This window comes from Lentzea sp. NPDC051838, assembly GCF_040681245.1.
In the GTDB taxonomy this organism is placed as follows: Bacteria; Actinomycetota; Actinomycetes; order Mycobacteriales; family Pseudonocardiaceae; genus Lentzea.
In genome coordinates this window covers 1-25,391 of the sequence record NZ_JBFAYI010000013.1, presented here as the reverse complement: position 1 = coordinate 25,391, position 25,391 = coordinate 1, and the positions used below count along the sequence as shown (strand labels likewise).

General features: G+C 67.5%; 24 protein-coding genes, 3 tRNA genes and 1 pseudogene. 15 read left to right on the top strand and 13 right to left on the bottom strand.

Annotated features, from left to right (window positions below):
• The first annotated feature begins 41 nt into the window (after nucleotides 1-41).
• From gyrA to AB0M24_RS25980, 5 genes and pseudogenes are all read left to right on the top strand, one after another.
• Nucleotides 42-2,597 carry a DNA gyrase subunit A gene (gyrA, locus tag AB0M24_RS26000; RefSeq protein ID WP_363772911.1) on the top strand — a complete coding sequence of 852 codons (2,556 nt, stop codon included), beginning with the start codon at nucleotides 42-44 and terminating at the stop codon, nucleotides 2,595-2,597.
• Between the two features lie 439 nt (nucleotides 2,598-3,036).
• The gene (locus AB0M24_RS25995; RefSeq protein ID WP_363773420.1) at nucleotides 3,037-3,705 is read left to right on the top strand and encodes a DUF3566 domain-containing protein; all 669 of its coding nucleotides are present in this window, start codon (nucleotides 3,037-3,039) and stop codon (nucleotides 3,703-3,705) included.
• A 73-nt stretch (nucleotides 3,706-3,778) separates the two neighbouring features.
• Nucleotides 3,779-3,852: transfer RNA gene (locus tag AB0M24_RS25990), tRNA-Ile, on the top strand.
• Between the two features lie 132 nt (nucleotides 3,853-3,984).
• Nucleotides 3,985-4,104, top strand: a pseudogene (locus AB0M24_RS25985) (DLW-39 family protein); the annotation flags it as partial.
• Nucleotides 4,105-4,135: 31 nt separating this feature from the next.
• Nucleotides 4,136-4,208: transfer RNA gene (locus tag AB0M24_RS25980), tRNA-Ala, on the top strand.
• A 208-nt stretch (nucleotides 4,209-4,416) separates the two neighbouring features.
• On the opposite strand, the gene AB0M24_RS25975 is transcribed toward AB0M24_RS25980, so the two are convergent.
• Complete coding sequence (locus AB0M24_RS25975; RefSeq protein ID WP_363772908.1) at nucleotides 4,417-4,809, bottom strand: DoxX family protein; 393 nt, start codon at nucleotides 4,807-4,809, stop codon at nucleotides 4,417-4,419.
• A gap of 107 nt (nucleotides 4,810-4,916) precedes the next feature.
• Here AB0M24_RS25975 and AB0M24_RS25970 point away from each other — a divergent pair, with 107 nt between their 5' ends.
• Nucleotides 4,917-5,450, top strand: a complete 534-nt coding sequence (locus AB0M24_RS25970; RefSeq protein WP_363772905.1) for a DUF2020 domain-containing protein — start codon at nucleotides 4,917-4,919, stop codon at nucleotides 5,448-5,450.
• On the opposite strand, the gene AB0M24_RS25965 is transcribed toward AB0M24_RS25970, so the two are convergent.
• A complete protein-coding gene (locus AB0M24_RS25965) occupies nucleotides 5,451-6,020 on the bottom strand; it encodes a hypothetical protein (protein WP_363772902.1) in 570 nt (189 codons plus the stop codon).
• 93 nt (nucleotides 6,021-6,113) lie between these two features.
• Between AB0M24_RS25965 and AB0M24_RS25960 the strand changes: the two genes are divergently transcribed.
• Entirely contained in the window at nucleotides 6,114-6,662 is a 549-nt protein-coding gene (locus AB0M24_RS25960; RefSeq protein ID WP_363772899.1) for a peptidylprolyl isomerase, read from the top strand.
• Nucleotides 6,659-7,576 (top strand): rhomboid family intramembrane serine protease, encoded by a 918-nt coding sequence (locus AB0M24_RS25955; protein WP_363772896.1) that lies wholly within the window; start codon nucleotides 6,659-6,661, stop codon nucleotides 7,574-7,576. The genes AB0M24_RS25960 and AB0M24_RS25955 overlap by 4 nt, the downstream gene beginning before the upstream one ends.
• Nucleotide 7,577: 1 nt before the next feature.
• On the opposite strand, the gene AB0M24_RS25950 is transcribed toward AB0M24_RS25955, so the two are convergent.
• Nucleotides 7,578-7,973 carry a PH domain-containing protein gene (locus AB0M24_RS25950; RefSeq protein WP_363772893.1) on the bottom strand — a complete coding sequence of 132 codons (396 nt, stop codon included), beginning with the start codon at nucleotides 7,971-7,973 and terminating at the stop codon, nucleotides 7,578-7,580.
• A gap of 253 nt (nucleotides 7,974-8,226) precedes the next feature.
• On the bottom strand, nucleotides 8,227-8,493 hold the full coding sequence (gene crgA, locus AB0M24_RS25945) for a cell division protein CrgA (protein ID WP_363772890.1): 267 nt from the start codon (nucleotides 8,491-8,493) through the stop codon (nucleotides 8,227-8,229).
• Nucleotides 8,494-8,920: 427 nt separating this feature from the next.
• Here crgA and AB0M24_RS25940 point away from each other — a divergent pair, with 427 nt between their 5' ends.
• Nucleotides 8,921-9,877: a class E sortase gene (locus AB0M24_RS25940; RefSeq protein ID WP_363772887.1), complete on the top strand. Its 957-nt coding sequence runs from the start codon at nucleotides 8,921-8,923 to the stop codon at nucleotides 9,875-9,877.
• Nucleotides 9,877-10,032 (top strand): hypothetical protein, encoded by a 156-nt coding sequence (locus AB0M24_RS25935; protein ID WP_363772884.1) that lies wholly within the window; start codon nucleotides 9,877-9,879, stop codon nucleotides 10,030-10,032. The genes AB0M24_RS25940 and AB0M24_RS25935 overlap by 1 nt, the downstream gene beginning before the upstream one ends.
• Here the strand turns inward: AB0M24_RS25935 and AB0M24_RS25930 are convergent.
• Both AB0M24_RS25930 and AB0M24_RS25925 read right to left on the bottom strand, forming a co-directional pair.
• Complete coding sequence (locus AB0M24_RS25930; protein WP_363772881.1) at nucleotides 10,019-10,474, bottom strand: hypothetical protein; 456 nt, start codon at nucleotides 10,472-10,474, stop codon at nucleotides 10,019-10,021. The genes AB0M24_RS25935 and AB0M24_RS25930 overlap by 14 nt on opposite strands.
• An 85-nt stretch (nucleotides 10,475-10,559) precedes the next feature.
• The gene (locus AB0M24_RS25925) at nucleotides 10,560-11,900 is read right to left on the bottom strand and encodes an FAD-dependent oxidoreductase (RefSeq protein ID WP_363772878.1); all 1,341 of its coding nucleotides are present in this window, start codon (nucleotides 11,898-11,900) and stop codon (nucleotides 10,560-10,562) included.
• A 77-nt stretch (nucleotides 11,901-11,977) separates the two neighbouring features.
• Here AB0M24_RS25925 and AB0M24_RS25920 point away from each other — a divergent pair, with 77 nt between their 5' ends.
• On the top strand, nucleotides 11,978-12,619 hold the full coding sequence (locus tag AB0M24_RS25920) for an aminodeoxychorismate/anthranilate synthase component II (protein ID WP_363772875.1): 642 nt from the start codon (nucleotides 11,978-11,980) through the stop codon (nucleotides 12,617-12,619).
• A gap of 60 nt (nucleotides 12,620-12,679) precedes the next feature.
• Here AB0M24_RS25920 and pknB read toward each other — a convergent pair whose 3' ends face one another.
• The 7 genes from pknB to AB0M24_RS25885 are packed head-to-tail and all read right to left on the bottom strand — an operon-like array spanning nucleotide 12,680 to nucleotide 22,322.
• A complete protein-coding gene (pknB, locus tag AB0M24_RS25915; protein ID WP_363772872.1) occupies nucleotides 12,680-14,674 on the bottom strand; it encodes a Stk1 family PASTA domain-containing Ser/Thr kinase in 1,995 nt (664 codons plus the stop codon).
• A 55-nt stretch (nucleotides 14,675-14,729) separates the two neighbouring features.
• Nucleotides 14,730-16,208, bottom strand: coding sequence for a serine/threonine-protein kinase (locus AB0M24_RS25910; protein ID WP_363772869.1), 1,479 nt, complete (start codon nucleotides 16,206-16,208; stop codon nucleotides 14,730-14,732).
• Nucleotides 16,208-17,686 (bottom strand): penicillin-binding protein 2, encoded by a 1,479-nt coding sequence (locus AB0M24_RS25905; RefSeq protein ID WP_363772866.1) that lies wholly within the window; start codon nucleotides 17,684-17,686, stop codon nucleotides 16,208-16,210. The genes AB0M24_RS25910 and AB0M24_RS25905 overlap by 1 nt, the downstream gene beginning before the upstream one ends.
• Complete coding sequence (locus AB0M24_RS25900) at nucleotides 17,683-19,155, bottom strand: FtsW/RodA/SpoVE family cell cycle protein (protein WP_363772863.1); 1,473 nt, start codon at nucleotides 19,153-19,155, stop codon at nucleotides 17,683-17,685. Before AB0M24_RS25900 ends, AB0M24_RS25905 begins: the two co-directional genes overlap by 4 nt.
• Nucleotides 19,156-19,158: 3 nt before the next feature.
• Entirely contained in the window at nucleotides 19,159-20,574 is a 1,416-nt protein-coding gene (locus AB0M24_RS25895) for a PP2C family serine/threonine-protein phosphatase (RefSeq protein WP_363772860.1), read from the bottom strand.
• The gene (locus tag AB0M24_RS25890; protein WP_030465595.1) at nucleotides 20,571-21,032 is read right to left on the bottom strand and encodes an FHA domain-containing protein; all 462 of its coding nucleotides are present in this window, start codon (nucleotides 21,030-21,032) and stop codon (nucleotides 20,571-20,573) included. Before AB0M24_RS25890 ends, AB0M24_RS25895 begins: the two co-directional genes overlap by 4 nt.
• Before the next feature lie 51 nt (nucleotides 21,033-21,083).
• Nucleotides 21,084-22,322, bottom strand: a complete 1,239-nt coding sequence (locus AB0M24_RS25885) for a DUF3662 and FHA domain-containing protein (RefSeq protein WP_363772856.1) — start codon at nucleotides 22,320-22,322, stop codon at nucleotides 21,084-21,086.
• Nucleotides 22,323-22,439: 117 nt separating this feature from the next.
• Between AB0M24_RS25885 and AB0M24_RS25880 the strand changes: the two genes are divergently transcribed.
• From AB0M24_RS25880 to AB0M24_RS25865, 4 genes are all read left to right on the top strand, one after another.
• Nucleotides 22,440-22,522, top strand: a tRNA-Leu gene (locus tag AB0M24_RS25880).
• A gap of 88 nt (nucleotides 22,523-22,610) precedes the next feature.
• Complete coding sequence (locus tag AB0M24_RS25875; protein ID WP_363772853.1) at nucleotides 22,611-23,423, top strand: NADP-dependent oxidoreductase; 813 nt, start codon at nucleotides 22,611-22,613, stop codon at nucleotides 23,421-23,423.
• A gap of 315 nt (nucleotides 23,424-23,738) precedes the next feature.
• The gene (locus AB0M24_RS25870) at nucleotides 23,739-24,356 is read left to right on the top strand and encodes a hypothetical protein (RefSeq protein ID WP_363772850.1); all 618 of its coding nucleotides are present in this window, start codon (nucleotides 23,739-23,741) and stop codon (nucleotides 24,354-24,356) included.
• A 15-nt stretch (nucleotides 24,357-24,371) separates the two neighbouring features.
• Nucleotides 24,372-25,028, top strand: a complete 657-nt coding sequence (locus AB0M24_RS25865) for an NAD(P)H-binding protein (RefSeq protein WP_363772847.1) — start codon at nucleotides 24,372-24,374, stop codon at nucleotides 25,026-25,028.
• Nucleotides 25,029-25,391 lie beyond the last annotated feature (363 nt).

The window sequence follows — 25,391 nt, the reverse complement described above, 5'->3', positions numbered from 1 at the left end:
TTCGGCACCCTGGCGTTTCTGGCGAGTAAGGAAAGAGAACAGTGACCGAGACGACTCTGCCCCCGGACCACGACCGCATCGAGCCGGTCGAGATCCAGCAGGAGATGCAGAACTCGTACATCAACTACGCGATGTCCGTGATCGTCGGACGCGCGTTGCCGGACGTTCGCGACGGGCTCAAGCCCGTGCACGTCCGGGTGCTGTACTCGATGTTCGACTCCGGTTTCCGCCCCGACCGCGGCTACAACAAGTGCGCGCGCGTCGTCGGCGACGTGATGGGCAACTACCACCCCCACGGTGACTCGGCGATCTACGACGCGTTGGTGCGTCTCGCCCAGCCGTGGGCGCTGCGCTACCCGTTGATCGACGGCCAGGGCAACTTCGGCTCCGTCGGCAACGACCCCGCCGCCGCCATGCGGTACACGGAATGCCGGCTCTCCCCGTTGGCCATGCACATGCTGCAGGACATCGAGGAAGACACCGTCGAGTTCCGCGACAACTACGACGGTCGCATCCAGGAGCCGACGGTTCTCCCGTCGCGCATCCCGAACCTGCTGATCAACGGCAGCTCCGGCATCGCGGTCGGCATGGCGACCAACATCCCGCCGCACAACCTCCGCGAGGTCGCGGAAGGTGTCGTCTGGGCGCTGGACAACCACGAGGCCTCCGACGAGGAGACCCTCGAGGCGATGATCGCCAGGATCAAGGGTCCGGACTTCCCGACGTACGGCCAGATCCTCGGCACGTCCGGCATCGAGGACGCGTACCGCACCGGTCGCGGCTCGGTCCGGATGCGCGCGGTCATCGAGGTGGACGAGGACTCCAAGGGCCGCACGATCCTGGTCGTCACCGAGCTGCCGTACCAGGTGAACCCCGACAACCTGGTCGAGAACATCGCCGGTCTGGTGCGCGACGGCAAGCTGACCGGCATCGCGAACATCGCGGACGAGTCCAACCGCCGCATCGGCATGCGCATCGTCTTCACCCTGAAGCGCGACGCGGTGGCGAAGGTCGTGCTGAACAACCTCTACAAGCACACCCAGCTGCAGTACTCGTTCGGCGTCAACATGCTGGCGCTGGTCGACGGCGTGCCGCGCACGCTGCGGATCGACCAGATGATCCGCCACTACGTGAAGCACCAGATCGAGGTCATCGTCCGGCGCACGAAGTTCCGGTTGCGCAAGGCCGAAGAGCGCGCGCACATCTTGCGCGGCTTGGTGAAGGCGCTCGACCACCTCGACGAGGTGATCGCGTTGATCCGCCGGTCCGAGACGCCGGACATCGCGCGCACGGGCCTGATGGAGCTCCTCGCCGTCGACGAGATCCAGGCCAACGCGATCCTGGAGATGCAGCTCCGCCGCCTGGCCGCCCTGGAGCGCCAGAAGATCATCGACCAGTTGGCCGAGATCGAGCTGGAGATCGCGGACCTCAAGGACATCCTCGAAAAGCCGGAGCGGCAGCGCAAGATCGTGCGCGACGAGCTCACGGCGATCGTGGACAAGTTCGGCGACGACCGCCGGACGAAGATCATCCCGTTCGACGGCGACGTGTCCATGGAGGACCTGATCGCGGTCGAGGACGTGGTCGTCACGATCACCCGCACCGGCTACGCGAAGCGCACCAAGACCGACCTCTACCGGGCGCAGAAGCGCGGCGGCAAGGGCGTGCAGGGCGCTCAGCTCAAGCAGGACGACATCGTCGCCCACTTCTTCGTGTGCTCGACGCACGACTGGATCCTGTTCTTCACGAACAAGGGCCGCGTGTACCGCACGAAGGCGTACGAGCTGCCCGAGGCGAACCGCAACGCGCGTGGTCAGCACGTCGCGAACCTCCTGGCGTTTCAGCCGGAGGAGGAGATCGCGCAGGTCATCCAGATCAAGAACTACGAGGTCTCGCCGTACCTCGTGCTCGCCACCCGCAAGGGCCTGGTCAAGAAGTCGAAGCTCTCCGACTTCGATTCCAACCGATCGGGTGGTCTTATCGGCATCAACCTGCGCGAGGACGACGAACTGGTCGGCGCGGTGCTGTGCTCGGCCGACGACGACCTGCTGATGGTGTCCGCCGACGGCCAGTCGATCCGCTTCCACGCGACCGACGACGTGCTGCGCCCGATGGGTCGTGCCACGTCAGGCGTCCAGGGCATGCGCTTCAACGCCGACGACGAGCTGCTGTCGGTCGGTGTCGTGCAGGAAGGCCTGTTCGTTTTGGTCGCGACGGACGGTGGGTACTCGAAGCGAACGCCGATCGAGGACTACCCGGTCCAGGGCCGCGGCGGCAAGGGTGTGCTGACGATTCAGCACGACCGCCGACGTGGCAGGCTGGTCGGAGCGCTCATCGTCGACGTCGACGACGAGCTCTACGCCATCACCTCGAGCGGCGGGGTCATCAGGACCCGAGCCGAGCAGGTGCGCAAGGCTGGACGGCAGACGAAGGGGGTGCGGCTGATGAACCTCGGCGAAAGCACCACTTTGATCGCTGTCGCACGCAACGCGGACGAGCCCAGCGACGTCACTAACGGTGAGACGTCTGCCGCGGAGGACTCTGTTGTGGACTCTGGCGCCGACCAGGCAGCCACCCCCACCGACTCGGCCGAGTAGTCGGACTTTGCTAGCGAGAGGCTAAGGACAGCTCGTGACTCCACCCGAGAACCGCGAAGGTCGGGACGCGGACAAGACCGCGGTGATCACCAAGCCGACTCCCCAGAAAGCTGCGGAGAAGGCGGACTCGGCCGCGCCGGCGGCCTCCGGTTCCTCGGGTGGGAACGCGCAGGACAAGACCAAGCCTGTGTCGGCGGAGAAGGCGGCGGAAGCCACCAAGCCCGTCGCGGCTCCCGAGGCTCCCGCTGCCGTGGAACAGAAGACCGTCGCGCTTGAAACGCCCGCACCGGCCGCGACGCCTGCTCCGGCTCCCGCCGCGACTCCGGCCCCGACGCCCGCGCCTGCTCCGGCTCCGGTTGCGACGCCCGCGCCTGCTCCGGCAGCGCCCGCCGCCACGCCGGCACCGGCTCCCGCACCCGCCGCCGAGCCGGTCGTTCCGGTGGCCGCGGTCGTCGAGGAGCCGGTCGTGGTCGCCGCACCGCCGCCCTGGCAGCGCGTGACGAACGACACGGAAGCAGCTCAAGACGCGACCCAGGCGTACGTGGCCCCGGCCGCGCCGCCCGTCCCGTCCGCGGCTGAGTCCGCGCCGGCCTTCCCGATGACCGACCCGGACACCGTCAAGGTGCAGAAGCCCGTGGTCACGGGCTCGGCCGTGCCGGTGGGCCTGGGCAGCAGCCGCACGTCGGTGAACATGGGCGCCGGCGCTCGTCCTGCCGCCGCCACCCCGTCGGCCCGCCGCCCCGGCCGCGGCCCGCGTCGCGCCTCGCTGCAGGTGAAGCGCGTCGACCCGTGGTCGGTGCTCAAGCTCGCCCTGGTGCTGGGCGTCGCGTTGTTCTTCGTCTGGCTCGTGGCGGTCGGCGTGCTCTACGGCGTGCTGCACGGCATGGGTGTCTGGGACAAGATCAACAGCACCGCGAACGACCTCCTCCAGGCCAACGAGCCGGGCGAGCCGCTGATCAGCGCCGGCCGCGTGTTCGGCGTCTCGGCGATCATCGGCGCGGTCAACATCGTGCTGTTCACGGCGCTCGCGACCGTGGGCGCGTTCGTCTACAACGTGTCCGCGGATCTGGCCGGTGGCTTGGAGTTGACGCTCTCCGAGCGTGAGTGACCCCCGATTTGGGGCGGCGAAGGACGATCCTGTAAGGTTCTCCTCGTCGCCCCAAGGGGTGACAGTTGATCGAGGGCCTATAGCTCAGGCGGTTAGAGCGCTTCACTGATAATGAAGAGGTCGGAGGTTCAAGTCCTCCTAGGCCCACTCGATTCGAACTCTCTCGAATCATCATCGTTTCTGTCTGGAACTGAGGTTTCAGAGCCCCGGCTGAAGACCTGAAAAGCCTGTAGGCTGGTCCGGTAGGTCGGGGCATAACAGTCTTTGGAGGGGTTCAGAGTGGCTAAGAAGATCATCGCACTCGTCGTGGTTGCCGGTGCGGTCCTGTTCTTCGTGAAGCGCAGCCGTTCGGCCAAGGCCGACGCGGACCTGTGGCGCGAGGCCACCGCTCCCACCGACTGATCCTGCGGGGCGCTGGTCGCCCCGGCTTGGGGACGTAGCTCAATTGGCAGAGCACCGCCTTTGCAAGGCGGGGGTTAGGGGTTCGATTCCCCTCGTCTCCATTCGTTCCTCGGGCCGAGGAGTGTCTGCGAAAAGCGCAGACCTCCTCGGCCCGAAGTGTTTTCTGGGGGCCGAGCCCCCAGACCCCACGCCGGGGGCAAGCCCCCGGACCCCCAGCCCGCTCGGCGCTTCCCCTCATCGCGGGTCAGGTTTTGAGGTGCCGGAGCCCTGTTCGCCGCCGTCGCGAACAGGGCTCCGGTGTTTCTTGCGTCAGGCGTTGGCGAGCGACTTCTTCGATGCCTTGCGAAGCGCGTCGATGCTCCACGCGCCAGCACCCGTGAACGCCAGCAGCAGGAATGCCCACGAGTAGACGGCGGCGAGCTCGCCGCCGTTCTGGATGGGCAGCAGGCCGCGTGGCTGGTGCACGACGAAGTAGGCGTAGGCCATGGCGCCGGAGCTGAGCAGTGCGGCCCAGCGCGTCCACAGGCCGATCAGGATGAGGCCGCCACCGATGAGCTCGATGAGACTCATCGGACCACCCGGCCAGGACAGCAGGTCGGTTCCCTTCATCAGCTTCTGCACCCCGTGGATCACGAAGAAGAGGCCGATGACGATGCGGAAGAGCGCGAGGGCGTGCTCTCGTCGGTGCTCGAGGAACTCCATGGGCAGGGTCCTTCCGTGTCGCGGGGCAGAGGCAGGGCACAAAAGGTATGGACCAATTTCAGTGTGCCGGTAATGCGCCGCGGAGCATCTGGTTGACTGTTGCCCCTATGAAACGAGCACTGTTGCTGCCCCTGCTCGGCGTTCTCGCCGCGTGCGGCACCGATGTCGTCCAGAGCAACCCCGTGCCGGCACCCCAGACCACACAGGTCACCACCACGACCAGCGCGGCTCCGACAGTGCCGCCCGCGCCCCAGCCCGCGGCGGACGGCACGTGCCCCTACCTGGCGACGGCCTTCGTGGCCGAGGCGAACGGTCAGCGCGTGCCCAAGGTGAAACTGTCAACGGATCAGCCGCACCCGGCGTGCTTCTTCTACGCCAACGCGACCGAGATCCAGCTGACCGTGCGCGTGTACGTGGGCGACGAGCGGATCGCCAAGAAGATCGTGAACGAGGCGGCGCCGGACGGTTCACAGCCCGCGAGTTCGCCCGCCGGGTGGACCGGAGGGTACGTGAGCAACGACAGCGGCGTCGTCTACGCCGTGGCGAAGAACGACGCCGCTGTGGTCGTGACGAGCAACCAGAAGCAGTCGATCAAGGCTCGTCGCATCGCGGAGACCGCGATCACGAACCTGAAGCTCTGACTACTTCACAGGTTCTTTCGGCGTGGGCACCTGCCCGTTGAGGACGGGCTCCGGCAACGGGGCCTGCTCCTCGTCGTCCTGCAGGTGGATCTCCTCCGGCCTGCGCGTCAACGCGATGTAGCCGGCCACCGCGGCCGCGAGCAGCAGACCCATCACCCACGGCCAGCGGCGGCGCTTCGGTGCGCCGGCACCCATGCTCGCCGCGGCCTTGCGGATCTCCTTGGCGCGCGACTTGGCGTCCTTGCGCGCGTGCTTGGCGGCCTTTCGAACTTCCTTGCGCACTTCTTCGGCCTTGCTCATGAGATCGGCGCGCGTCTTCGCGCTCTTCTTCGCGAGGCGCTTGCGGGAGCGGCGGGTCTGCTTCTCCCAGTCCTCCGCCTTCCCCATGAGCGTGTCGGCCCGCTCCACGAGCGCGCCGCGCACCTGGTCCGTCGTGATGCCGCGCTCCGCGAGCTTGACCTCAGCGGCGTGACCAGCGCGAACGACACCCTGACGCGCGGCCTTCAGACCGGTGCCGACAGCCTTGCCAACGGACTCGCCGGCGCGGGTCATGACGTCCACCTCGTCCATCCTGTGCTCCACCCGTTTGTCGTCCGGTTATGTCTTTGAGTACCCATCGTGCCCCTTTCTGAACATCACCGCCGTAGATGGCACGATGGGGTGGTGGCTGACAGCAACGAATCCTTCGTCGGGACCAAGGTGACGGCGACCCTGCACACCACGCAGGGCGACATCCGCATCAACCTTCTCCCCGACCACGCCCCCAAGACGGTGGCGAACTTCGTCGGGCTCGCCGAGGGCACGAAGAACTACACCGAGGCGAATGCCAAGGGTGAGAACTCGGGCCCGTTCTACGACGGCACCCTGTTCCACCGCGTCATCGCCGGCTTCATGCTCCAGACCGGCGACCCGACCGGCACCGGCCGCGGTGGCCCCGGCTACCGCTTCGCGGACGAGTTCCACTCGGAACTGCAGTTCAACAAGCCGTACATCCTCGCGATGGCGAACGCCGGGCCCAACACCAACGGCTCGCAGTTCTTCGTCACTGTGGCGCCGACGACGTGGCTGAACTTCAAGCACACGATCTTCGGTGAGGTCGCGGACCAGGAGTCGCGCGACGTCGTCGACGCGATCGGCAACACCACGACCGGTGCGGGCGACCGTCCGGTCAACGACATCAAGATCGAGCGGATCACGATCGAACGCGCGTGAGCAACGCACCCGTGCCACCGGACGGGCCGATCGGAGCGGAGCCGGAAACCCCGGTCTGCGCACGTCATTCCGATCGGCCCACCCGGCTGCGCTGTACCAGGTGCGACCGTCCGGCGTGCCCGGACTGTCTGCGCGACGCCTCGGTCGGCATGCAGTGCGTGGACTGCGTGAAGGACGGTGCTCGTTCGGTGCGCCAGACCCGCACGTCGGCGGGCGCGGTGCTCTCGAACCGCGGGCCGATCGTCACGCAGGTGATGATCGCGCTCAACGTCCTCGCCTACGTGGTCACGGTCGTGCAGTCCGGCAGCCCGATGAACAACTCCCGCGCGGGACTGTTCACCGCCACGTCGCTGTTCCCCGAGGCCGTGGCCAACGGCGAGTGGTGGCGGATCGTCACGTCGGGCTTCATGCACTTCGGCCTGATCCACCTCGCGCTCAACATGGCCGCGCTCTTCGTGGTGGGGCCCATCGTCGAGCAGGAGCTGGGCAAGCTGCGGTACACCGCCGTGTACTTCCTGTCGTTGCTCGGCGGCAGTGCGGCGGCGTTCTACTTCGGCACCGTCTGCCAGCAGCTCGCCGGTGCGTCCGGCGCGGTGTTCGGCCTGATGGGTGCGCTGCTGATCGTGTTCAAGCGGCAGAAGCGGGACATCTCGACGATCGTCGTGGTCGTCGGCATCAACCTGGTGTCGAACCTCTTCACCAACGCCTCGCTGCTCGGGCACCTCGGCGGGTTCGTGATCGGCGGGCTGCTGACGCTCGCGATGGTGCGTGCGCCCCGGCAGGGCCGCAACCTCTACCAAATCGGTGCCGTGGTGGCCGCCCTGGTGTTGCTGGGCGTCATGTTCGCTCTGCGCGCGGCTCAGCTCGACACCGACGCGGAGGTCATCCTCGAGATCGCGAGGACCTGCCGGTGAATTAAGGGCGCAGTGCGTGCAGGACGCCTGCGACTTCTTCCGGATCGGCGCCGAGGTCCAGTTTCGTGAGCACCACGAGACGGTCGTCGGCGTCGAGTTCCAATGTCTGCTGTTCCCTGCCGAGCCGGCGGGTGGTCTGCAGCTTGACCTTCACCTCGTGCCACGGCAGGTGCGTGGTGTTGGCGAACCCGCGCACGGCGAGGCCGTCGACGTCCGCGGAGAGCCGCGGCCTGGCGATCGTCGCGAACGCCGCGAGGTACGTGACCAGCAGCGTTGCCAGTCCGACGAGAAGACGGCCCGCGTTGTCGCTCGTGATGATCGTGGCGAACGCGAGCAGGAGGGCGAGCACCCACGCGCCGGCGACGACCGGGGCGGGAGTGGACCAGGTGCGAGTCACACCGTCGAGTGTCCCGCATTGAATGTGGACAGCTGAACGTCTTCGCATGAGGGAAAACTCGCGCTTGTGCATTTTCTCGCAAAGTTGTCCACAGGACTTGTCCCCAATGGGGATGACTTACAGCCGTGTGCTTCGGTGACGCTCGGATGAACCAGGTGAACCTGGAGATGACAAAGGTCGGCCCGGACGTGTGACGTCCGGGCCGACCTCGACGAACAGTGAGCAGCCGCAGGCTGCGAGTGGCTGGTGCGCTCTAGCGCCAGCGCATCGTCATCAGCAGGCCGATGATCATCAGCGCGAAGCCGATGGCGAAGTTCCACGCGCCCAGCTCGAGCATGAACGGGATCTTCTCGGCCGCGATGTAGTTGACGACCAGCCATGCGAGGCCCAGCAGCATGAAGCCGAGCATGATGACGACGTAGACCGGGTGAGACGGTCCCGCTGCCTTGACCTTGACCGGCGTGCGGCGGTCAGTCGGTGCGGTGTAGGCCGCCTTCTTCCGGACCTTGGACTTGGGCATGCTGTCCTCGCCTGACGTGGATATCCCTCAGTGACGCAAGTTTACGTGCACTACTCGGGGAACACGTTAACGTAGCGGAGGTGGTCAGCGAACCACCTGGCAGACGCAGTTGTTTTCAGTTCACAGTCCGCGCGGAGGTACTCACGTGAACTCGGGACCGCCGCAGCCGCCTCCTAGGCGTCCTGCACCCCGTCGTGACGACCTGCATCACGTGCGGGCCACCCCGTCGCCACGCCCGTTGCCTCCGCCGGAGGCGACCCAGTTCACCAGCGCTTTCTCCGGCAGCCTGCCGCCGTCCGGTGCTCCACCGCGCCGCCCTGGCCCGCCTCAGGGACCGCCTCCCGCAGGCCCGACGCCGCCTCCAGGAACACCGCCGCGCGGAATGCCGCCACAAGGCGCGCCAATGCAGGGCCAGCCCCCACGCGCAATGCCACCGCGTCGTCCCCGCCCGGTCGATCCGCCCACCGAGGTGATCCCGCGCGTCGAGGACGATTACGACGACGAGTACTACGACGAAGACGACGACTACTACGGCGACGAGCCGGAGGCCAAGCCCGAACTGCCGCCGGAGAGCTTCGCGCGCAAAGCCGTCCGCGGTGTTGGCGAAGGCCTCATCACGATGGGCCTGGTCGTGCTGCTGTTCGTCGTCTACGAGGTCTACGTGACGGACCTGCTCTCCGCGGAGAAGCAGGCAGACGCCACCGCCGCGCTCGACTCCGAGTGGAGCTCGAACGTCGTGGCGCCGCCCCCGTCCGACCCGAACCGCCAGAACAAGGTGTCGCTGGTCGAGGGCAAGGCCTTCGCGAAGATGTACATCCCGGTCTTCGGCAACGACTGGAAGTTCTCGGTCGTCGAGGGCACCACCGACAAGCACCTCGAGATCGGCCCCGGCCACTACAAGGACACCGCGCAGCCGGGCGAGGCCGGCAACTTCGCCATCGCCGGCCACCGCGTCGGCAAGGGCGCGCCGTTCAACGACCTCGACCTGCTCCAGTCCTGCAACGCCATCGTCGTGCAGACCCAGACCCAGTGGTTCGTCTACCGGGTGCTCCCGATGAGCAGCGAGGTCGCCGGCTGGGCTGCCAACGCTCGCTCGAAGGAAGCGGCCTGCACCGGCGTCGCCCCGCTGTCCACCACGCTCGGCGACGCCTACGCCAAGACCGTGGGCCAGGAGATCGTGGTGCCGACCCAGGGCGAGGTCATCGCCCCGATCCCGCACCAGGTGAACACCACCGTCCCGGCCGACAAGCAGGCCCGCCTGCTCACCCTGACGACCTGCCACCCCCGGTTCTCCGACAAGCAGCGCCTGATCGTGCACGCCATCGAGACCAAGAGCTACCCGGTGGCCGACGGCTTCGTGCCGCCAGAGATGACGGAGGGCTGATGTACGGCTGGATCTGGCGGCACCTGCCGGGCCCGCTGTATCTGCGGATCGTCGAGGCCGTCGTGCTGACCGCGGGCATCATCGCGCTGCTGATGTTCGTCGTGTTCCCGTGGGCGGAGCCGAAGCTGCCGTTCAACAACGTCACCACGCAGTGAGCTGCTCGTCCGCGAGTCGCACGTACTCGCGGACGTAGCGGAAGTACGGCTCCGGATTCGTGTCGAACAGCGCGAACGCGACGTAGATGTCGTCTGCGTCCTCACTCATCCTGATGTTGATGCGCCAGGTGGCGTCGGTCCACTCGGACGGCGGCCGCCCGTCCAGGATTTTGCGGGCGGCTTCGCGGCCGATGAACCAGTCGGCTTCTTCCTCGGTCATCAGCGTGCTGCCGAGCTCGACCAGCACCTGCTTCACCAGCGCGGTGGCGTCGCCCGTTGCCAGACGGGTCGGCGATTCTCCCGCGAGCTCGCGCAGTGCGGGGGTGTCGACGCCCGCGACCAGCAGGTCGCACGCGAGCCACACCGCCTGGTCGGGCTCGACCGCGTGGTCGGCGAGGGCCACGTTGAGTCGCAGCACCATGTCGGTCAGTTCGGGGCTCACGGGACAAGTGTCCGTGCGAGAGCGATCGAATAAGTGAAGCCGCCACCGTGCCCACACACGTTGGCGGCTTCATCAGGGAACGGCGTCAGCCGTTCGAGATCGTGGTCATCTCCTCGCGCGAGACGACCTTCACGCGCTCACGTCCCTGCGCGGCACCCAACGCAGCTTCGTGCAGGTCGAGCCGGCCCCAGCCCTCGTTGGTCACGAACGGCACGCCGCGCTGCGAGAGGAACTCGACCACCGAGTCCGGGGCGGGCGACGTGCAGCGGGGGAGCGACGCGGCGTCGTCCAGCAGGCTGGTGATGGTCTCCAGCGCGTCGCCCTTGGTGTGGCCGATGAGGCCGATCGGGCCGCGCTTGATCCAGCCGGTGGTGTAGACGCCGGGGATCGGCACCTCGTCCAGGTCCAGCACGCGGCCGGCGAGGTGCGGGATGGTGCCCGAGACGTGGTCGAACGGGATGTCGGCCAGGTGCGTCGAGAGGTAGCCGACGGCGCGGTAGACGGCCTGGACGTCCCAGTCGGTGAAGACGCCGGTGCCTCGGACGTTGCCGTCGCCGGTCAGCTCCTGGGTTTCGGTGCGCAGGCCTGCGACACGGTCGGAACCGAGCACCTCGACCGGCGCTTCCAGGAAGTGCAGGTGCAGGCGGCGCGGGCGGGAGCCGACGTCGCGGATCGCCCATTCCTGCAGGGTCTTCACGATCATGGAGACCTGCTTGTCCGAACGGATCGCGGCCATCGACGCCTCGTCGAACTCGATGCCCTCGGCGTGGACGATCACCTCGACGTTCGGCGAGTGGTCGAGCTCGCGGAGCTCCATCGGCGTGAACTTCGCCTGGGCAGGGCCGCGGCGGCCGAACACGTGCACGTCGGTGACCGGCGAACCGGCCAAGCCCTCGTAGACGTTCTGGGGAATCTCGGTCACCAGCAGCTCGTCCGCGGTCTTCGCCAGGATGCGCGCCACGTCCAGAGCCACGTTGCCGACGCCGAGTACCGCGACGGACCGTGCTTCGAGCGGCCAGGTGCGGGGGACGTCCGGGTGGCCGTCGTACCAGGACACGAAGTCCGCGGCGCCGTAGCTGCCGGGCAGGTCGATGCCGGGGATGTCGAGCGGGCGGTCACAAGAAGCACCCGTCGAGAAGATGACCGCGTCGTAGAACGAGCGCAGGTCGTCGAGCTTGATGTCGACGCCGTACTCGACGTTGCCGAAGAAGCGGACGGACGGTTTGTCGAGCACCTTCTGCAACGCGCCCACGATCCCCTTGATGCGGGGGTGGTCGGGCGCGACGCCGTAGCGGACGAGGCCGTAGGGCGCCGGCAGCTTCTCGAAGAGGTCGATCTGCACGTCGACGTCGGACTTGGTCAGGATGTCGGCCGCGTACACACCGGCAGGGCCGGCACCGACTACGGCGACGCGCAAGGAACTCATGACACCTATTTTAGGGTAGCCTTACCTCTGTCCAGACGAGAGCTAACTCACTCGACTCGACCGACTAGGCTTCGTGCATGCGCGTGCTCGTGGTCGACAACTACGACAGCTTCGTCTACAACCTCGTCCAGTACCTCGCCCAGCTCGGGGCCGAGTGCGTCGTGCGGCGCAACGACGAGGTGGACCTCGACGAGATCAAGAACGTCGACGGCGTGCTCGTGAGCCCCGGCCCCGGTACGCCGGAGCGCGCGGGTTCCAGCATCGACGTCATCAAGACGTGTGCCGACACCGGTAAGCCGGTCTTCGGCGTGTGCCTCGGCCATCAGGCCATCGGCGTGGTGTGGGGCGGCACGGTCGACCGCGCGCCAGAACTCCTGCACGGCAAGACGAGCATCGTCTTCCACGAGGGCAAGGGTGTGCTCGACGGCGTTCCGAAGCCGTTCATCGCCACGCGCTACCACTCGCTGACGGTGCTGCCGGAGACGATCCCCGCGGAGTTCGAGGTCACCGGCAAGACCGAGACCGGCATCGTGATGGCCATGCGCCACAAGGAACTTCCGGTCGAGGGTGTGCAGTTCCACCCCGAGTCGGTGCTGACCGACGGCGGCCACCGGATGCTCGCCAACTGGCTCAGGGTCTGCGGCTTCGAGGTTCCGGAGGCGACGGTCGCGCAGCTCGAGAACGGCATGCGCACGCTCGCCGCGGCTGCTCGCCAGTAAGCGGTACCAAGCAAAAGGGGCGGCTTCCGCACGGAAGCCGCCCCTTGCGCTTTCCACTGCTTAAGTGGTCACGATCCCGAACTTGCCCACGACGATCGTCACCGTGGCGCCCTTGGTGATCGCCTGACCCTTGCCGGGGTTCTGCGAGATCACGGACTTGTCCTGGGACGGGTTGCTGACCTGCTGCTGGTCGACGTTGAGGTTGCCGTTCCAGCCCAGCGACTTCAGCTTGTCCCCCGCCTGCTTCTCGGTCAGGCCGGTCAGGTCGGGCATCTCGATCTGGTTGCCGCGCGAGACGTCCAGCGTGATGATCGTGTCCTTGGCCGCCTTGCTGTTGCCGGCCGGGTTCTGCGCGACGACCTGACCCTCCGGCTTCGCGCTGTCTACCTGGCGCACGTTGACCTTGAAGCCCGAGCCCTGCAGCGTCTGACGGGCGTCGTCCTCGTCATCTCCCACGACGTTCGGCACGTTCTGCTTCTCCGGTGCCTTGCCGAGCTGGAAGTTGATCGTGCCGCCCTTCTTCAGCTTCAGGCCGGCCTCCGGGTTCTGCGTCGCCACCTTGCCCTGCAGCTTGGTGTCGTCGACCTCGATCGACTCGGAGGCCTGAACGAGCTTGAAGCCCTCCTTGTCGGCGATCGCCTGAGCCTCCTGGGGCGTCTTGCCCTTGAGGTCCGGCACGGTCGCCTCGCCGGGCGGCTGGCCGACGTAGATCGTGACCTGCGTGCCCTTGGCCACCTGCGTGCCGTCCGGCGGGTCGTTGCGGACGACCTTGTTGATCTGGTCCGACGTGCACGGGGCCGCCGCGCCGTTCGCACCCGGCTCGCAGGCGAGGTCCTGCAGCTGCGGCACGAGGCCGGCCTTCGTGACCAGCTCCTTGGCCTCCAACGGGCTGCGGCCGGTGAGCGACGGAACCGAGACCTTGTCGTTGGTCGTGCTGCCGGTGTTCATGATGTTGTTGGTGATCCACGCGGCGAGGCCGAGCACGGCCACGCACAGGATCACCACCAACGTGATCATGATGGCCTTCTTGCGCTTGGCGCGCCGCTCTTCTTCCTCGTCGGCGATCGGGTCGTAGTCGTCGTCCGGCTCCGACTTCAACGCCGCGGGACGGTGCCTGCCGCCGCCGGACATCACCTGCGTGCGAGGGGTGCGCGCCTGCTCGTTCATCACGGCGGTGCGATCCTCGGCCGTCATCACGGCCGGCGCGGACGGACGCTGACCCGAGAGCACGCGCACCAGGTCCGCACGCATCTCGGCGGCCGACTGGTAGCGGTTCGCCGGGCCCTTGGACATCGCCTTCAGCACGATCGCGTCGAGCTGCGGCGACACCTTCGGGTTCAGCTGCGACGGCGCCTTCGGGTCCTCCCGCACGTGCTGGTACGCGACCGCGACGGGGGAGTCACCGGTGAACGGCGGCTCGCCGGTCAGCAGCTCGAACAGCACACAACCGGCCGCGTAGACGTCGGAACGGGCGTCGACGGACTCACCGCGCGCCTGCTCCGGCGAGAGGTACTGGGCGGTGCCGATCACCGCGGCGGTCTGGGTGACCGCGGCCTGGCCGTCGTGTATCGCACGGGCGATGCCGAAGTCCATCACCTTCACGGCGCCGGACTTCGTGATCATCACGTTCGCGGGCTTCACGTCGCGGTGGACGATGCCGTGCCGGTGGCTGAAGTCGAGCGCGGCCGAGACGTCGGCCATGACCTCCATCGCGCGCTTGCCCGACAGCGGGCCCTGCGTCTTCACGATGTCGCGCAGCGTCCGGCCGTCGACGAACTCCATGACGATGTACGGCAGCGGGCCGTACTCGGTCTGCGTCTCGCCGGTGTCGTAGACGGCGACGATGGCCGGGTGGTTCAGGGCGGCCGAGTTCTGCGCCTCGCGCCGGAAGCGTTCCTGGAACTGGGTGTCGCGGGCGAGGTCAGCGCGCAGCACCTTGATCGCCACGTCTCTGCCGAGACGGACGTCCCGCCCCTTGTGGACCTCGGACATGCCGCCGTAGCCGAGGGTCTCACCCAGTTCGTAGCGGTTTGAGAGCAGTCGCGGAGTGCTCATCGGTGCTTCGTCCCGCTCCTCGTCGACGGTGTTCCCAACTCGGTTCTGGTCTTGCTCATGGCGCGCACGTCACCTTCACCTGCGAGCCGGCCGCCACCGCGCCTGTCGGCGCTATGGCGGTGACCCGGCACTTCTTCAGGTCGCCCGGCGCTGTGCCCTGCGGGCTCTGCACCCTGGGCTCCAAGCCGTGGTCGATCAGGTCTGTCCTGACCTCTTCGCCGGAACGACCGATGTAGTCGTCCTCGTCGAGCTGCTTCAGCGCGTTGCCCGGAATCCGATCTGCGGAGTCGTTCGGGGTCACTGAGCTGGAGGTCGTTGTTCGGCCACCTTGCCCGTTGCCGTCGTTCGGCTTCACGACGAACTTCCACAGGACGACCACGCCGAGCACCAGCAGCACGGTCACCAGGAAAGCGACCATAACCCAGACCACGGTCCGGTTTCTCCCCGGTGGTGGCTGCATCGGTGCGAAGGTTCCGGTCTGGTGCGCCGGTTGCATCGCGGGATGGGTTCCGGGACGTCCCGGTCCTGTCGGATGGTGCTGCATCTGCGGCGGAACCGGCAGCGGCTGCGACACCTGGGGAGGTGGCGGAGGCGGCGGAACCACCATCTGCGGAGGTACCTGGGGAGCCATCTGCGGTGGCACGTTCTGGGGCACCGGCACCATCTGCGGCATCGTGAACCCGGACGGCGTCGGCAGCGGCTGACCCACCCGCACCGCGCTCACGGCGGCGGCGAACTCGCCACCCGTCCGGTAGCGCTGCCGCGGGTCCTTCACCAGCGTCGCCTCGATCAGCGCCCGCGCACCCGGCGGCACGTCCGGCGGCAACGGCGGCGCGATGTCGCGGATGTGCATCATCGCGACGGTCACCGCGTTGTCCGACAGGAACGGCCGGTGTCCCGCAAGGCATTCGTAGCCACACACTGCCAACGAGTAAACGTCGCTCGCCGGTTCGGCCTCTCCGCCAAGAGCCTGCTCTGGCGCGATGTAGTGCGCGGTTCCCATGACCATGCCGGACCGCGTCACGGGTGCCGCGTCCACGGCCTTCGCGATGCCGAAGTCGGTGATCTTCACCTTCCCCGACGGCGTGACCATGATGTTGCCCGGCTTCACGTCCCGGTGCACGAGCCCGCGTTCGTGGGCGGCCTGCAACGCGTTTCCGGTCTGCTCCAGCAGATCGAGCGTCACCTCGGCGGTCAGCCGGCCGCGCGAGATGATCGTCGCGAGCGGTTCGCCCTCGACGAGCTCCATCACGAGGTACGCCGTGTCCTCCGGTCCGTCGGTGACGGACGCGGTCTCGCCGTAGTCGTGCACCGACGCGATGCCGGGGTGGTTGAGCGACGCCGTCATCCGCGCCTCGGTGCGGAAGCGGTGCAGGAACTCGGGATCGCCGGAGAGCTCGGCCTTGAGGACCTTCACGGCCACTCGCCGGTCGAGCCGCTCGTCGGCGCCTTCCCAGACCTCGCCCATGCCACCGACCGCGATCCGCCTGGTGAGGCGGTAGCGGTCGGCGAGGAGCTGGCCCGTGGTGAGCATCAGCGACCCGCCAGGTACGCGTTCATCACGGCGCGCCCGATCGGTGCGGCGACCTTGCCGCCGGTGGCACCCAGACCGCGGTCGCCACCGTTCTCCACGATCACCGCGATCGCGATCTCCGGCTTCTGCGCCGGCGCGAAGGCGATGTACCAGGCGTGCGGCGGCTGGGTCTGCTGCTGGGTACCACCGACCTCGGCGGTACCGGTCTTCGACGCCACCTGGATGTTCGACAGACGGCCCTCGCCGCCGGTGTTGATCTCCGACTGGATCATCATGTCGCGCAGCACGGCCGCGTTCGCCGAGCTCATCGCGGTGTTGATCTCGTCGGGCTTGGTCTCGTCGATCGGCTTCAGGTCCGGACCCAGCGCCTTCGACACCAGGTACGGGTGCATCCGCTTGCCGCCGTTGGCGATCGTCGCCGCGACCATCGCGTTCTGCAGCGGCGTCACGCGGACGTCGCGCTGGCCGATGCCGCTCTGGTACAGCGCAGCCTCGTCCGGGATCGCGCCCAGGGTCGACGTCTCGACCGCCAGCGGCACGTTGAGGTCGTTGTCGTTGAAGCCGAACTTGTCCGACTGCGCGTTCAGCTTCGACTTGCCGACCTGCGCCGCCATCTCGCCGAACGCCGTGTTGCACGACTTCGCGAGCGCGGTCTCCATCGACACCGTGTCACCGGGGCCGCAGGGGATTCCGTTGAAGTTCGGGAACGCCGCGGAGGCCGTGCCGGGCAGGATGATCGAGCCCTTGGACGTGTACTGGCTGTCCTTGTTCTTGCCGTCGGCGAGCGCGGCGGCCGCGACGATGACCTTGTACGTCGAGCCGGGCGGGTAGAGCCCCTGCGTCGCGCGGTTGATCAGCGGGTTGCCGTTGTCCTTGGCGGTCAGCTCTTTCCAGGCCGCCTGCTGCTCTTCACCGTCGTGGCTCGCGAGCCGGTTCGGGTCGTAGGACGGCGTGCTCACCATCGCGAGGATCTCGCCGGTGCTCGGCTTCATCGCGACGACGGAGCCGGTGAAGCCCTTCGAGGTCAGCTGGTCGTAGGCGACCTGCTGCACCTTCGAGTCGAGCGTGAGCTGGACGTTGCCGCCCACCGGGTCGCGGCCGGTGATCAACGCGGAGACGCGGCGGGCGAACAGCCGGTCGTCCGAGCCGTTGAGCAGGTCGTTCTCGGCGCGCTCCATGCCCGACGTGCCGTAGGTGACGGACAGGTAGCCGGTCACCTGGGCGTACGCGGGACCCGCGGTGTAGGTGCGCAGGTACCGGAGACGGTCCGTCGTCTCCTTGACGTCCGCGATCACCGTGCCGTCCGCGACCGTGATCAGACCGCGCTTGCGGGCGTACTCGTCGAGCAGCACGCGCTTGTTGTACGGGTTCTTGCGCCACTCGTCGGCGTTGATCACCTGGACCCAGGTCGCATTGCCCAGGAGCAGCACGATCATCACCATCATTGCCATGCCGACACGGCGGAGCGGTGTGTTCATTTGGGACGCTCCACCATCACAGTGTGCTGGTCGGCGATAGCCGGTTGTTGCGGTTTCGGCTTGGGAGCCCTCTGCGGGGCCCTCGCCGCGGCAGAAATTCGCAGTAGCAACGCGACCAGGATGTAGTTCGCGAGCAGTGACGAACCGCCGTAGGACAGGAACGGTGCGGTGATACCCGTCATCGGGATCAGCTTGGTGACACCGCCGATGATGATGAACACCTGGAAGCAGAGCGCGAACGCGAGACCGCCGCCCAGCAGTTTGCCGAAGCTGTCGCGCACCGAGATGGCGCCGCGCAGGCCGCGCAGCGCGAGGACCATGTAGATCAGGATGACCGCGGCGAGGCCGACGAACCCGAGCTCCTCGCCGATCACGGCGGTGATGAAGTCGGTGTTCGCCTCGGGGATCATCTCCGGCCGGCCGGCGCCGAGCCCGGCACCACCGATGCCGCCGGTCGCGAGCCCGAAGAGCGACTGCGAGATCTGGTACCCGCCGCCGAGGATGTCGTAGCGGCCGATCGGGTCCTGCCAGTTGGCCACGCGCTGCTGGACGTGCGTGAAGAGCTTCCACGCGATGACCGCGCCACCGGAGAACAGGCCGATGCCGAGCACGACCCACGCCGCGCGTTCGGTGGCGACGTAGAGCAGCACCAGCACGATGCCGAAGAACAGCAGCGAGGAGCCGAGGTCCTTCTGCAGCACCATGACCGCGACCGCGACGCCCCAGGCCGCGAACAGCGGGCCGAGGTCACGCGCGCGGGGCAGGTCCATGCCGAGGAACCGGCGGCCCGCCGTCGTGAAGAGGTCCCGCTTCGACACCAGGAACGCGGCGAAGAAGACCATCAGCAGAACCTTGGCGAACTCACCCGGCTGGATCGACAGCGGGCCGATGCGCAGCCAGATCTTCGCGCCGTTGATCTCCGGCGCGATGAAGCCGGGCAGCACACCGGGCAGCATCAGGGCGACCAGCCCGACGAGGCCGAACGTGTAGCCGAACCGCGCCAGCGTGCGGTGGTCGGAGAGGAACTTCAGCGTCGCCGCGAACAGCAGCAACCCGATTCCGGTCCAGATGACCTGCTTGAACGCCACCGGGTCCCACACCGAGCCGTCCGGGAACGGGACGCCTTCGAGCGCGAGGTCGATCCGGTGGATGACCACCAGACCGAGGCCGTTGAGCAACGCGACGCACGGCAGGATCGCCGGGTCGGCGTAGGGCGCCCACCTGCGCACGGCGAGGTGGGCACAGGCGAAGAGCCCGAGGTACGCGAGACCGAGCCAGAGAATCCTCAGGCTGAGCGACCGCTCCTGGTTGAGTTCGACCAGGATCAGCGCCAGCGTCACGATTCCCGCCGCGAACGCGAGCATCACCAGCTCGGTGCCGCGCCGAGTCGGCGCTCGCAGTCCCGGCGACGTGCTCGTCGCCACCGACGCGCCTGGTGAACCTTCCCCGACGGGGACGGACGAGCCCATCAACTACGGACCCTCCCGGCATTCCACGCCGACCTTCTGCCCGGTCGGGGTGGGCGACGGCTCGGTGACCCCGGTGTCCGGGTTCGGCGAACCGTTCGCCGGCGGGGTGCTCGTGCCCGACGTGCTGCTCGGCGGCGTGGTCGTCGTCGTAGTGCTCGACGTCGACGACGTGTCCTTGCACAACGGCAGCAGGTGCTCCGTGCGCAGCAACCGCACGGCAGCGCGCGCGCCGTCGATCCCGTTGTCGCTGCGGATGCCCGCGGTGATGGTCTTGCGACCACCTTCCTGCAGGTCCTTCAGCGTGATCGGGGTGCAGCCCGTCGATCCGGGCGGACACGAGTCCTCGACCTTGGACGACAGCTTGAAGCCGAGAACGGTGCCGTTGAGACCGCGGAAGATCGCGACCTGGCCGTCCTCGGTGGCGCCGACGTAGTACTGGGTGTTGAGCCACAGCTTGCCGCCGACCGCGACGACACCGGTCAGCAGGAGCAGCACGAAGATGATCACGAACGCCTTGATGGCGTTGCGCTTCTTGCGCTTCGGGTCCTGTGGCGGTGGCGGCGGTGCCTCCATGCGCTGCGGCATCGGCGGGCGCTGCTGCGTGAGCGCGCTCGCACGGGACGCGGGGGAGTCGGCGGGAGTGTTGTGCTCCTCGCTGCCGTCCCCGGCCGCGCCACCGACGATCGGGTAGTCGTCGCCGAAGTCGACGTCCTCGACGTCCGCCACGATCACCGTGACGTTGTCGGGGCCGCCGCCCTTGAGCGCGAGCTCGATCATCCGGTCCGCGCAGGCCTGCGGGTCGGGGATGCGGATCGCCTCGTCGAGCGTCTCCAGGCTCACCACACCGGACAGGCCGTCCGAGCAGAGCAGGAACCGGTCACCGGACCGGGCTTCCCGCACGGTGAGGCTGGGCTCGAAGTCGTGGCCGGTCAGCGCGCGCAGCAGCAACGAGCGCTGCGGGTGCGTGGCGGCCTCGTCCGGCGTGATCCGGCCCTCGTCGATCAACGACTGGACGAACGTGTCGTCGTGCGTGATCTGCGCGAACATGCCCTCTCGGAGCAGGTACGCGCGCGAGTCGCCGATGTGCACGAGCCCGAGGCGGTTGCCCGCGAACAGGATGGCCGTGAGCGTGGTGCCCATGCCCTCCAGGTCCGGGTCGCTCGTCACGAGCTCGGAGATGGCGCCGTTGCCGGCCGCGACCGCGTCGCGGAGCTTGCCGAGGAGGTCGTCGCCCGGCTCGTCGTCGTCGACGTGGGCCAGCGAGGCGATGACCACCTTGCTCGCGACTTCACCGGCGGCATGTCCACCCATGCCGTCGGCGACTGCGAGCAGGCGGGGGCCCGCGTACACGGAGTCCTGGTTGTTGGAACGAACCAGGCCCCTGTCGCTGCGGGCCGCGTATCGAAGAACCAAGGTCATGAGCGCAGCTCGATCACCGTTTTGCCAATGCGGATCGGGGTGCCGAGAGGTACTCGCAGGGGAGCGGTGACCTTGGCTCGGTCTAGGTAGGTGCCGTTCGTGGAACCGAGGTCCTCCACGTACCAGTCGGTACCGCGCATGGACAGCCTCGCGTGCCTGGTCGACGCGAAGTCGTCGTCCAGGACGAGAGTGGAGTCGTCAGCGCGGCCGATCAGGATCGGCCTGCCGTCGAGCGAGATGCGGGTGCCGGTCAGCGCCCCGTGGGTGACCACGAGTTGCCGAGGCGCCTTGCTTCCCCTCGCCGACTTCTCGGACCTCCGGAATCCGGGCAGACCTGACGCCCGGAGCCCTGAGGCTGCGTAGAGATCAGAGCGGACCACACGTAGGGCGGCCAGCACAAAGAGCCAGAGGAGCACGAGAAAGCCCGCTCTGGTCAGCTGCATCACCAGCTCTGGCACCGGTTGTAACCGCTCCTGCCTTGAGTTGCTTACCGACGCCCGTGTCGACCACTAGCCAGCGGTGCGGAAGACCAGTGACGAGTGGCCGATGCGGACGACGTCGCCCTCCGCGAGCTGCCAAGTCTGCACTGGCGTGCCGTTCACCGTGGTGCCGTTGGTCGAACCGAGATCAGCGAGCATCGCATTCTGCCCGTCCCACGAAATTTCCAGGTGCCGCCTGGAGACTCCGGTGTCCGGGAGGCGGAAGTCGGCTTCCTGCCCACGTCCTACGACGTTTCCACCCTGCTTGAGGTTGTACGTCCGGTTGGATCCGTCGTCGAGGTGCAGCGTCGCGTTCAGCTGGCGGTTGGCACCCTGGGTGGCCGGAGGCGCGTATCCGCCCTGGTTGTAGCCCTGGTCGTAGCCGCCCTGCTGGCCGTAGCCCTGCTGCTGGCCGTAACCCTGGTCATAACCGCCGCCCTGCTGGCCGTAACCCTGGTCGTAGCCGCCGCCCTGCTGCTGCCCGTACCCCTGGTCGTAGCCCTGCTGGCCGTAACCCTGCTGCTGGCCGTAGCCCTGGTCGTAGCCGCCGCCGCCTTGCTGGCCGCCGCCGTAACCCTGGTCGTAGCCCTGCTGCTGGCCATAACCCTGGTCATAGCCCTGCTGGCCGCCGCCGTAGCCGCCGCCCTGCTGGCCGTAGCCCTGGTCGTAGCCCTGTTGCTGGCCGTAGCCCTGGTCGTAACCCTGCTGGCCATAACCCTGCTGCTGGCCGTAGCCCTGCTGCTGCTGGTCGTAGCCCTGCTGGCCGTAGCCGCCCTGACCATAAGGGTCCTGGGCGGGCTGGCCCTGTCCTTGTCCGTAGCCGGGTGGCTGGCTCATGGGTCGGTCTCCTGCGGTGCGAGGTTGTGCTGACCGTCGGCTGCCCGCTTTCACGTCGGGGTCGACGGACGAGCTGGTTCGGAACTGTCCGGTGTGCAGCGCCTCGGAGCGCTCCAGGGAGACTACGACGTCACCATAGGTATCCCATCCGGACTCGGCCAGGTGCTCCCGCAGGCCCTCTGCGAGTAGCTGGGTGATGCGTAGTTCATCCTGCTCATCGCCCGCAAGACGTTCGTGGTCCTGCGGTCCGAGTAGCACGGTGAAGTGGTTGGGGGCTAGCAGTCTGCCACCCGCGAGTTCGCGGATGTTGCTGTCACCCTCCCGTTGCAGCGCCTGTGCCACCTCTTGGGGCACCACGTTGCCGCCGAACACGCGCGCGAAGGTGTTGCCGACCAGACCCTCGAGCTTGCGTTCGAAACGTTGCAGGCCCACGTCGACTCCTTCCACTCGGTCGGGCTCCTGTACCGATCGTATCCGGGTACGACCAGGCCTACAGGGGGCGATTAGGAACCTGGTTTGGACGCGTGCTAGTGTTCCCAACGTCTCCAGGGGCAAGTGGCGGAATGGCAGACGCGCACGGTTCAGGTCCGTGTGTCCGAAAGGACGTGGGGGTTCAACTCCCCCCTTGCCCATCGAAAGACAGATGGAACCCCTCTCGCGGAATCGCGAGGGGGGTTCTTTCGTTGATCGGCAGTATCGGATTCCTTGATCCAACAGGTGATGTCTGTCACTCGTTCGGGGGTCGGCATGTGGGCGATAGGCGCACCGGATTTCGGCGCACAGCTCGAACTCGTGGAGCTTGCGGAGCCTGAAGCGGGCCCGAACGAGTTGAAGGTGCGGTTGTTCGCGGCGAGTGTGAACCCGTTCGACCGCAAAGTTCTGAACGGGATGCTTCGCGGTTCTGCCGAGCACGTGTTCCCGTTGGTTCCCGGAACTGATGGTGCGGGTGAGGTAGTTGGTTCCGGAGAGAGGATTTTCGGCACCTTCTTCCACCATCCCGTCGGTCGCGGAACGTACGCCGAGTACGTCACAGTTCCGGCCGGGAACGCGTTGGCGCCGTTGCCGGAAGACCTCGATCCCGCAGTTGCCGCCGCATTGCCGACCGCGGGTATGACAGCACTTCAGTTGGTCGAACGGCTGGGATCCGCGGAATCCGTCCTGATCATCGGACCCCACGGCGGTGTCGGGTCGTTCGCCGTGCAGATCGCGCGGGCGGCCGGCAAGCGGGTCATCCCGATCGAACGTGGCGACTCCCTCGTCGAAGCCGACGCGCTGATCGACCTCGTGAGCACCGACCGTTCGACGTTCGAGTCGAACGCGCGCTACGCGCCGTTGGCCTTCAACACCAACTACGTCTCCGCGGACAAGGCGCAGAACTTCGGCATGAAGGGGTCGCGCGAAACGCTCGTCCGGCTCGCGTCGATGGTGCAGGCGGGAGACCTTTCGGTGCCGATCGCCCGCCGCCTGCCGTTGCGCGATGCCGGCGATGTTTTCGCAGGTCACGGGCCCGGCAAGACCGTGATCATCATGTAGGTGGTCGTTCTGGCGCGGTGAACGGTCGACGGACGGTGACCGGCGCCGCTCACCGCCGTTTTGTCGCCACGCGTGGTGGACCCACTCTGAGCAGGTCTTTTCGTGCGTCCATCCGGATTAACGTCACCCAGACGGCAGCACCGTAGGACCGAACTCCCCGCGCCACTCTTCGACCGGTCACCGACCGGTCGGCGCCGTCGATCGCAACAGGCTCCGCGACCTGGAGAAGGGCCGCGCGCTTACTGCTAAGCCTTATGCAGAGCACGAGTCGAATCGCGGCGGATCGCCCGCCGCGGGTGACGAGGAGGCACTGGCGTGAGCAGCACCCCAGCAAGGATCGCGGCGCTCGGCAGCGCGCAGGGACTGTCGACCACCGCGCTCCCCGTTCCGGAACTGCCAGGCTCTGTCGAGGAGCTGGCAGCCGCCGCGGCGATCCGACTCGGCTGGCACGGCGTCGTCCTCCCCGAGATGGTCCTGATGGGCCGCAAGGTCGTCGTCGTGGCCGAACTGCTCGCCGACGCCCACGCCGAGCGCGTGTGCGTGGGTGCGGGCCCCGAGGCCGACAAGACCACCGTCTCCACGTGGGTGTGGCCGGAGATGGAAGGCCGCGTCCCGCCGGCCGCCGTCCGCATCGTCGGCGTCCTGGCCGTCGCCCGCCACTGGAGGACCGCTCTGGCCTCCGCCGTCCCCTTCTCCCGCTACGGCAACGCCGCAGTGGTCCTGCCCGAGTCGGTCGCCTTCTCGCACGACTACCTGTCGAACTGCCTGCCCCGCGTCCGCCGCTACGGCGTCTCGGTGCTGCTGGCCGACGACGACAAGGACCTCTCGGTCGACGTCTCCGGTCGCCAGGAGAACGTGCCCGCCGAGGACACCGCCATCACGCGCTGGGTCAACGAGCTGGTCTACGAGCAGGTGCTCGCCACCGCTTCCTGATCTACCGTCGGGGCCATGCGAGTAGTCATTGCCGGCGGACACGGGCAGATCGCGCTGCTTCTCGAGCAGCTGCTGGCCACCCGTGGAGACGCGGTCACCGCACTGGTCCGAAACCCTGATCATTTCGCTGATGTGTCCGACGCCGGAGCTGTTCCGGTGTTGTGCGACCTGGAGTCCGCGGACGTGGACTCGGTCGCGGAGTATTTGAACGGTGCTGATGCCGCTGTGTTCGCGGCCGGTGCTGGGGCGGGGTCTGGTTCCGCCCGCAAGGACACCGTGGACTTCGGAGCCGCCGCGCTCTTCGCTTCTGCTGCTGAGGTGGCTGGGGTGCGGCGGTTCGTTCAGGTTTCCACGGTTGGGATTGAGGCTGCTGACTCGCCGTCCGTGGATCCGGAGTTCGCGGTTTACCTCAAGGCGAAGAAGCTTGCCGAGGAGGATCTTCGGTCGCGTGATCTCGATTGGACGATCTTGCGGCCTGGGCCGTTGGTCAACGACCCGCCTACTGGGTTGGTGACTGTTGCCGCGCCTCGGTTGCCTCGGGCTTCGGTTACTCGGGCTGATGTCGCGGCTGTGTTGGCGGAGTTGCTCGACGCGCCGGCGACTGTTGGCAAGACGTTGGAGCTGACGAACGGTGAGACGCCTGTTAGTGAGGCGGTTCGGGCTGTTCTCTGATCTTGTCGGACCTGCTGAGTAGGTTGAGTTGTAGGGGTTCTCCTGGCGGGGGGACGCCTGCGGCAGCGTGGGTCCGTAGCGTTCCCCAGTTGCTTAGGGCGGGTCCTGTTCCGTACGCGTTCCTTGCGGGTGGTCGCCTTGCGATGGGCGCGTTCCTGTTGCGTGCTTCCCCTTGGGAGCTCTGCCCCAAACCCCGCCAATCTGATCAGGGGGCCAGCGCCGTCTGCGGGTTGATGGCACGCCTGTTGGTTTGGGCGGCTTGCTGTTTCGTAGGTGGTGCGGTCCGGCGGGCCCCGTCACGAGTCGCACCGGAGCGAGCCACAGCCGAGGGGTTGGGTCAAGTCGACGAAAAGCGTGTCGACT

Coding starts and splice junctions, on each gene's coding strand:
- AB0M24_RS25975 (WP_363772908.1), bottom strand. CDS start 4,809: ATGGAGTTCCTCGAGCACCGACGAGAGCACGCCCTCGCGCTCTTCCGC.
- AB0M24_RS25925 (WP_363772878.1), bottom strand. CDS start 11,900: ATGAGTTCCTTGCGCGTCGCCGTAGTCGGTGCCGGCCCTGCCGGTGTG.
- AB0M24_RS25905 (WP_363772866.1), bottom strand. CDS start 17,686: ATGAACACACCGCTCCGCCGTGTCGGCATGGCAATGATGGTGATGATC.
- AB0M24_RS25900 (WP_363772863.1), bottom strand. CDS start 19,155: ATGGGCTCGTCCGTCCCCGTCGGGGAAGGTTCACCAGGCGCGTCGGTG.
- AB0M24_RS25920 (WP_363772875.1), top strand. CDS start 11,978: ATGCGCGTGCTCGTGGTCGACAACTACGACAGCTTCGTCTACAACCTC.
- AB0M24_RS25875 (WP_363772853.1), top strand. CDS start 22,611: ATGTCTGTCACTCGTTCGGGGGTCGGCATGTGGGCGATAGGCGCACCG.
- crgA (WP_363772890.1), bottom strand. CDS start 8,493: ATGCCCAAGTCCAAGGTCCGGAAGAAGGCGGCCTACACCGCACCGACT.
- AB0M24_RS25970 (WP_363772905.1), top strand. CDS start 4,917: ATGAAACGAGCACTGTTGCTGCCCCTGCTCGGCGTTCTCGCCGCGTGC.
- AB0M24_RS25965 (WP_363772902.1), bottom strand. CDS start 6,020: ATGGACGAGGTGGACGTCATGACCCGCGCCGGCGAGTCCGTTGGCAAG.
- AB0M24_RS25935 (WP_363772884.1), top strand. CDS start 9,877: ATGTACGGCTGGATCTGGCGGCACCTGCCGGGCCCGCTGTATCTGCGG.
- AB0M24_RS25940 (WP_363772887.1), top strand. CDS start 8,921: ATGCCACCGCGTCGTCCCCGCCCGGTCGATCCGCCCACCGAGGTGATC.
- pknB (WP_363772872.1), bottom strand. CDS start 14,674: ATGAGCACTCCGCGACTGCTCTCAAACCGCTACGAACTGGGTGAGACC.
- AB0M24_RS25910 (WP_363772869.1), bottom strand. CDS start 16,208: ATGCTCACCACGGGCCAGCTCCTCGCCGACCGCTACCGCCTCACCAGG.
- AB0M24_RS25865 (WP_363772847.1), top strand. CDS start 24,372: ATGCGAGTAGTCATTGCCGGCGGACACGGGCAGATCGCGCTGCTTCTC.
- AB0M24_RS25895 (WP_363772860.1), bottom strand. CDS start 20,574: ATGACCTTGGTTCTTCGATACGCGGCCCGCAGCGACAGGGGCCTGGTT.